Origin of the sequence: Streptomyces sp. NPDC002838, from assembly GCF_040295365.1 — a bacterium.
Lineage (GTDB): Bacteria > Actinomycetota > Actinomycetes > Streptomycetales > Streptomycetaceae > Streptomyces.
In genome coordinates, this window is sequence record NZ_JBEOVF010000025.1 from 135,180 (window position 1) to 141,716 (window position 6,537).

Annotated in this window: 6 protein-coding genes; 5 read left to right on the top strand and 1 reads right to left on the bottom strand. The window is 68.6% G+C overall.

Annotated elements, in window-relative coordinates; genetic code table 11:
- Positions 1 to 66 precede the first annotated feature (66 nt).
- Positions 67 to 894, bottom strand: coding sequence for a helix-turn-helix domain-containing protein (locus ABT063_RS29040; protein ID WP_351062238.1), 828 nt, complete (start codon positions 892 to 894; stop codon positions 67 to 69).
- Positions 895 to 1,041: 147 nt separating this feature from the next.
- Between ABT063_RS29040 and ABT063_RS29045 the strand changes: the two genes are divergently transcribed.
- From ABT063_RS29045 to ABT063_RS29065, 5 genes are all read left to right on the top strand, one after another.
- Complete coding sequence (locus ABT063_RS29045; protein WP_351062240.1) at positions 1,042 to 2,505, top strand: alpha-L-fucosidase; 1,464 nt, start codon at positions 1,042 to 1,044, stop codon at positions 2,503 to 2,505.
- Positions 2,502 to 3,776 (top strand): extracellular solute-binding protein, encoded by a 1,275-nt coding sequence (locus ABT063_RS29050; protein ID WP_351062242.1) that lies wholly within the window; start codon positions 2,502 to 2,504, stop codon positions 3,774 to 3,776. Before ABT063_RS29045 ends, ABT063_RS29050 begins: the two co-directional genes overlap by 4 nt.
- A gap of 21 nt (positions 3,777 to 3,797) precedes the next feature.
- A complete protein-coding gene (locus tag ABT063_RS29055) occupies positions 3,798 to 4,700 on the top strand; it encodes a carbohydrate ABC transporter permease (protein ID WP_351062244.1) in 903 nt (300 codons plus the stop codon).
- 17 nt (positions 4,701 to 4,717) lie between these two features.
- Complete coding sequence (locus ABT063_RS29060; RefSeq protein ID WP_351062246.1) at positions 4,718 to 5,611, top strand: carbohydrate ABC transporter permease; 894 nt, start codon at positions 4,718 to 4,720, stop codon at positions 5,609 to 5,611.
- A 201-nt stretch (positions 5,612 to 5,812) separates the two neighbouring features.
- The coding region (locus ABT063_RS29065; protein ID WP_351062248.1) for an alpha-L-fucosidase at positions 5,813 to 6,537 on the top strand (725 nt) is incomplete at its 3' end.

The following is a 6,537-nucleotide window of genomic DNA, read 5'->3' on the forward strand; positions in this document are numbered from 1 at the left end:
GCACCGCACGCCGATCGCACGCACCGAACGCCGCTCCTTCTCCTGCGGAGATCCATCAGAAGGGCCCTAGCGTTCCGCATGGTTGGTCCCGCCCATGACACCGTTGCGCGCGGCGGTCGGTGGCACGCCGTAGGCACGCCGGAATGCCTTGTTGAAGCTCTGGAGGTCGCTGAAGCCCACCATCGGGGCCACCGCCTTGACCGGCAGCGAGGCACGGGTCAGCAGGTGATGGGCACGGGCCAGTCGGCGGCTCCTGATGTAGGCGACGACCGTGGTGCCCAACTGCGCCCGGAACAGCCGGCCCAAGTGGTTGTGGGACAGGCCGACGTGGTCGGCCAGCGCCGCCACGCTCAGCGGCTCCCGCAGGTGGGACTCGATGCGGGTGATCGCGGCACGCACCGCGGGGTGCAGTCCCAGGGCGTCGTCGTACCGCGAGACCTGCCGGCCGGCGAGCTGGCACAGCAGGCTCCACAGCTCGGCCCGCGCCATCTGCGGCAGCCGCGTGTGGAACTCCAGTGCCGTCTGGAACCGGTCGCGGATCCGGGGCAGGTCCGCCCCGCACTCCAGCATCGCGGGCAGTTCGGCGCCGGCGCCAGGGTCGGCGGCGTCCGGCAGCCGGATGTGGGCGAACAGATGGACCGCCTCGCCGCGGTAGCGGTACCGGGTGGCGACGCCCGGGGGGACCAGGCTCACGCGCCCGGGAGCGATGGGAAGGACGGCGCCTTGCACCTCCAGCTCTCCGCTATAGCCATAGAGGTGCACGGACCACAGGTCCTGCAGGCACCAGTCGTCGGTGAGGCTGGTGATGCCGTGCCTGCCCACACCGACCTCCGCGATGGACGGTGGTTCCTGCAGCGGCACCGTCCACCTGACGGGTGATCGCTGATCCAGCATGACGCGACGTTAGCCCCGAATTCCGTGGCGCACCAGATGGTGAGAACGGACCAGCGATGTCGCGCCCCGACTATTGGCCGCCCGGCCGCTGCCCCTTTACCGTCGTCCGGCATCGATCAGAATCAATCCGAATCGGAGTGATGGCTGGTGTCCGACCCGCCGCGACAGGGCCCATTTCTGCCCACGCTGGAATCGCTGGGAGAATTCACGTGCCCGGACTGGTTCCGTGACGCGAAGCTCGGCATATGGGCGCACTGGGGGCCGCAGTCCGTACCGAGATACGGCGACTGGTACGCCCGCAACATGTATGTCGAAGGGTCCGACCAATACCGCTATCACGTCCGCACGTACGGTCATCCCTCGGATTTCGGATACAAGGATCTGGTGCGCCTCTGGAAGGCCGAGAATTTCGACCCGGACGGATTGATGGATCTGTATGTCCGGGCCGGCGCACGGTACTTCGTGGCGCTCGCCTCGCACCACGACTACTTCCTCACCTACCCCTCGCGGCTGCACCGCTGGAACGCGGCCGAGGTCGGTCCGGGCAAGGACATCATCGGGCTGTGGCAGGCCGCCGCCCGCCGGCACGGCCTGCCGTTCGGTCTGACCGAGCACCTGGGCGCCACGTTCAGCTGGTGGTCGGTCAACAAGGGCGCCGACGCCCACGGCCCGAGGGCGGGCGTGCCCTACGACGGCACGGACACCGCCTTCGAGGATTTCTACCTGCCCAACGGCGAGCACCACGTCCCCGGCCGCCGCCCCGACCCGGCCGCCCCCTGGTACACCGGCAACCGGTGGTGGCGGCGGCGCTGGCTGGAACTCGTCACCGAGATGATCGACCGGTACCGGCCCGACCTGCTCTACTCCGACGGCGCGCCCCCCTTCGGCCCGCACGGCATCGACGCCGGGCTGCGCGCCGCCGCGCACCTGTACAACACCAGTGCGGCCGCGCACGGCGGGGAGAACCGGGCGGTCTACACCCACAAGGACCGCCAGGAGGACGTCCGCCGCATCGGGGTGCTGGACGTCGAGCGCAGCCAGGAAGGGCGCGTGACGCCGCACCCCTGGCAGACCGACACCTGCCTGGGCAGCTGGTTCTACGACGTGCGCGCCGTCTACAAGACCCCCGCGCACGTGATCGAGATCCTGGTCGACGTCGTGGCGAAGAACGGAAACCTGCTGCTCAACGTCCCCCAGCGACCGGACGGCACCCTGGACGAGGAGTGCCACCACCTGCTGGCCGAACTCGCGGACTGGATGGAGCTGTGCGGCGAGGGCATCCACGGCACGCGGCCGTTCCGCGACGGGACCGAGGGACCCAGCGGCGTCGTCGTGGACGGCTTCCGCGAGGAGCGGGTGGACTGGACCAGCGCCGACTACCGCTTCACCCGGCGAGGTTCCACGGTCTACGCCTTCCAGATGGCGTGGCCGGCGGACGGGCGCACCGTCATCCACGCCCTCACCCCCGACGACCACGTCGCCTCCGTGCGACTGCTGGGCGCCGGCCCCGTCCCCTTCGACCGGATCTACCCCGCCGGCGCCATCGTCGTGGACCTGCCCGGCCGAGCCCCCTCCCCGTACGTCAACTGCCTGGCGATAGAGCTGCGATGAGATCACACAGCATCACCGAAGGGATCACCAGAAGGAGCGTGCTGGGCGCGGCCCTCTCAGCGGGCGCGGCCACCGCGACGGCCGGCGGCCTGACCGGCTGCGGAGTCTCCCGCAGGCGCGATGAGCTGTTCTTCGGGTTCCACGGCGACACCGTCTCGATCGGCGTCTTCCAGGAGATCGTCCGGCTCTACCGGCGCAAGTACCCCAGGAGGCGGATCAGCTACACCTACGCCGACTCCTTCGGCTTCTTCCAGCGCCTGCCCCTGATGTTCCGCGCCGGTACCGCGCCCGACGTGATGATCGTCGCGGAGAGCTGGGTCTCGGGCCTGAGCCAGCTCGGCGGGTACGCCGACCTGACCTCCTTCATGCGTGCCGACGGCCTGACGGAGGACCTGTGGGTGCCCGGTTCCCTCAACCCGGCCCGGATCGGCGGCGAGGTACTGTGCCTGCCGCTCATCGTCTATCCCAAGGGCATCGCCTACAACCGGACGTTGCTCGCGAAGCGCGGGCTGCCGATCCCGCAGCCGGGCTGGCGCGAGCGCGACTTCGTCGAGACGGCGGCGGCCGTGGCGTCCGGCGACGACCGAGTCTGGGGCATTCCCAGCTCTTTCGGCATCTTCCCCTACGACGTGGCCACAGTCCACGGCGGCCTGCCGTTCTCGGTGGCGAGCCGGACGATGACCGCGACGGACGAGCGCATGGTCTCCGCGGTCGAGCTGATCTCGGACCTCATCCACAAGCACCGGGCCATGCCGACCGGCGCGCAGTCCCAGTACGCGGTGAACTTCACCAGCGGAATATTCGGGATGGACCTGTTCCCCGGCTACGCGCTCACCGCGCTCAGGCAGCAGATCGGCACCCGATTCGAGTGGGGCGTGGTGCCCTACCCCGAGGAGTGGGTCGGCACCTACCAGAACAACAACGTGGCGATCTTCGACGGCTCCCAACGCAAGGAGGAGGCCTGGCACTTCGTCACGTTCCTGTCCACCGACCCGGACGCCCAGCGGCTCCTGAAGCCCATCGGCACGCCGGCTCTGGCTACGTCGGCGGCCGAATGGCAGCGCGACCTCGCTCCCGAGGACCGCGAACTCCCCTGGGACCAGATGATCCAGGGCATGGCCGGCCAGCTCGTCGCCTACCAGGGCGGCATCTACAACAAGGTGTGGGACGTCCTGGGCCAGAAGGTCCAGGCGGTGCAGCACCATGCCGTCCCGGTTCGCGAAGCCCTGGACGAGGTGCAGGAGCGCGGTACCGAGATCCTGCGGGCCTGAGCGGACAGAACGGAGACTCACATGAATGTGGTCAAGCGATGGCGAAGCGGGCTCGGCTCGGAATCCGCGGCCTTCTGGCTGTTCCTGAGCCCGTGGCTGGTCGGCCTCGTCGGGCTCACCCTGGGCCCGATGGTCTTCTCGCTGTACGCCTCCTTCACCCGCTGGGACGGCGTGAACGCACCCGAGTTCATCGGGCTCAGCAACTTCCGGGTGATGTTCGCCTCGGATCCGGACTTCTGGCCGTCCTTCGGCCGTACCTTCGCCTACGCGGGTGCCCGGGTGGCGCTGGGCACCGTGCTCGCCCTGGTGCTGGCCGCCATGGTCAACACCCGCATCCCGGGCCGGACGTTCTTCCGCACCGTCTTCTTCCTGCCGGCGATCGTGACGGGGGTACCGCTCTTCGTCGTCTGGCTGTGGATGTTCGACCCCACCGCGGGGGTGCTGAACTACCTGCTGGGCCAGGTCGGCATCGACGGCCCCGACTGGCTGGCCAGCAGCACCTGGGCGATACCCGCGCTGGTCCTGATGAGCCTGACCGCCACCGGTGGCGCCATGATCATCTTCCTGGCGGGCCTCCAGGACATCCCCACCGACCTGCGCGAGGCCGCCGTCGTGGACGGCGCCGGCTGGTGGACCCGGTTTCGCAACGTCACCGTTCCGCTGCTGTCCCCGGTCATCCTCTTCAACGTCATCATCGGCCTGATCGGCGCGCTCCAGGTGTTCGCCGAGCCCTTCATCATGACCGGCGGCGGCCCCGAACGCGCCACGTACTTCTTCGGCCTCTACCTGTACAACGAGGCGTTCTCGTACTCCAACGTCGGCTACGCCTCGGCCCTGGCCTGGGTGCAGTTCCTGGTGATCGTTGCCCTCACCGCCGTGGTCCTGCGCCTCTCCCGTCGCCATGTCCACTACCTGGGCTCCTGAGAGGAGGAACCGGACCCATGACCCTGACCACGTCCTTCCCCAAGCCCGCACGCTCGCGCCACACGCTGCGGCTGGCGCTGACCCGGGGCCGCGTCGCGCTCGTGCCCCTCTATGTCCCGCTCTGCATCGCCGCCTTCTTCTTCCTCCTCCCCTTCCTCTGGATGCTCGCCGGGGCCTTCAAGGAACCCAGCGAGGTCACCGCGTATCCGCCGAGCTTCTGGCCGGACCGTGTCGACACCAGCAACTTCTCCACCGCCGCGGCCGGGGTGTCGCTCTGGCGCTACTTCGGCAACTCCGTGCTGGTGGCGGTGATCTCCACCGTCGGCACCGTGCTGTGCTGCTCGCTGGCCGGCTTCGCCTTCGCCCGCCTGCGCTCCCGGGGCCGCGGACCGCTCTTCGCGGTCCTGCTCTCCACGATGATGCTGCCGCCGTTCATCACGCTGATCCCGTCGTACTCGATCTACCAGCGGCTGGGCTGGCTGGACACCTACCTGCCGCTGACGGTGCCCAGCTTCCTCGGGGTCGGCGGCGCCTTCTACATCTTCCTGCTGCGGCAGTTCTTCCTCGGCATTCCCAAGGACCTCTTCGAGGCCGCCCACCTCGACGGCGCCAGTCGGCTGCGGCAGTACGTGCAGATCGCGCTGCCCCTGTCCAGGCCGGCCCTGCTGACGGTGGCGCTTTTCCAGTTCGTCGCGTCCTGGAACGACTTCTTCGGGCCGCTGATCTTCCTCACCGACTCGTCGAAGTTCACGCTGCCCGTCGGCATCCGCTTCTTCCAGAGCCTGTACGCCGCCGACTACGGCACGCTGATGGCGGCAAGTTGCGTCTCCGTCGCGCCTGTCCTGGTGCTGTTCCTGGTCGCCCAGCGGTTCTTCGTCCAGGGCATAGCGACCACCGGCGGGAAGGGCTGAAGGCCTCATGGGTGCCGGCTCGCCGTTCGAAGCGACCAGCACCGCGGCAAGTGCCTCGACATCGCCGACGCGTCCACCGCCAACGGTGCCCGGCGGGCGGCGGATGCCCTCGCCCGGCACGCCCTGACACCCAGGCCGGCGTCGCCTGCCGTCTGGGGCGTCGCTACCGCGGTCAATGCCATCAACTCACAGGAGTGGGCCATGTCTTCAGGAAGAATGTCTCGCCGTACGTTTCTCGGCGCGGCGGGTGCGGCGACCGCCGCGAGCGCCCTGCCGATCGTCCCCGGCTTCTCCGGCCTTCTGTCGCAGGCGGCCGCCGCGGACACGCAGACCAACCTGAGCAGGATGGTCGACATGCGGTTCGGCATGTTCAACCACTTCAGCCTGGGCACGTTCACGAACGAGGAGTGGGCGGCACCGAACCAGAGCCCCACCCTCTTCGCTCCCCCGAGCGTCAACTGCGCGCAGTGGGCCGAGGCGGCGGTCGCCGCGAAGATGAGCTACGGCATCCTGACGACCAAGCACCATGACGGCTTCGCCCTGTGGCCCAGCGCCCATGGCACCCAGAACGTCGCGAACAGCTCCTACAAGCACGACATCGTGCGGGCGTACTGCGACGCCTTCCGGGCGAGAGGGCTGAAGGTCGGGTTCTACTACTCGATCTGGGACCGCACCTTCGGCGTCGAGGCATGGGAGAGCCGGCACAAGGTGACCGGCCTCGAAGTCACCGATGCCATCCAGCCCGGCGACATGACCTTCATCCTCAACCAGATCACCGAGTTGCTCACCGACTACGGCACCGTCGATATGTTCATGACCGACGGTTACGCATGGCAGATGGGGCAGCAGGCGGTCTCCTACCAGAGGATCCGTAACCTGGTGAAGGAGCTGCAGCCGGACTGCGTCATGCTCGACATCGGCGGACT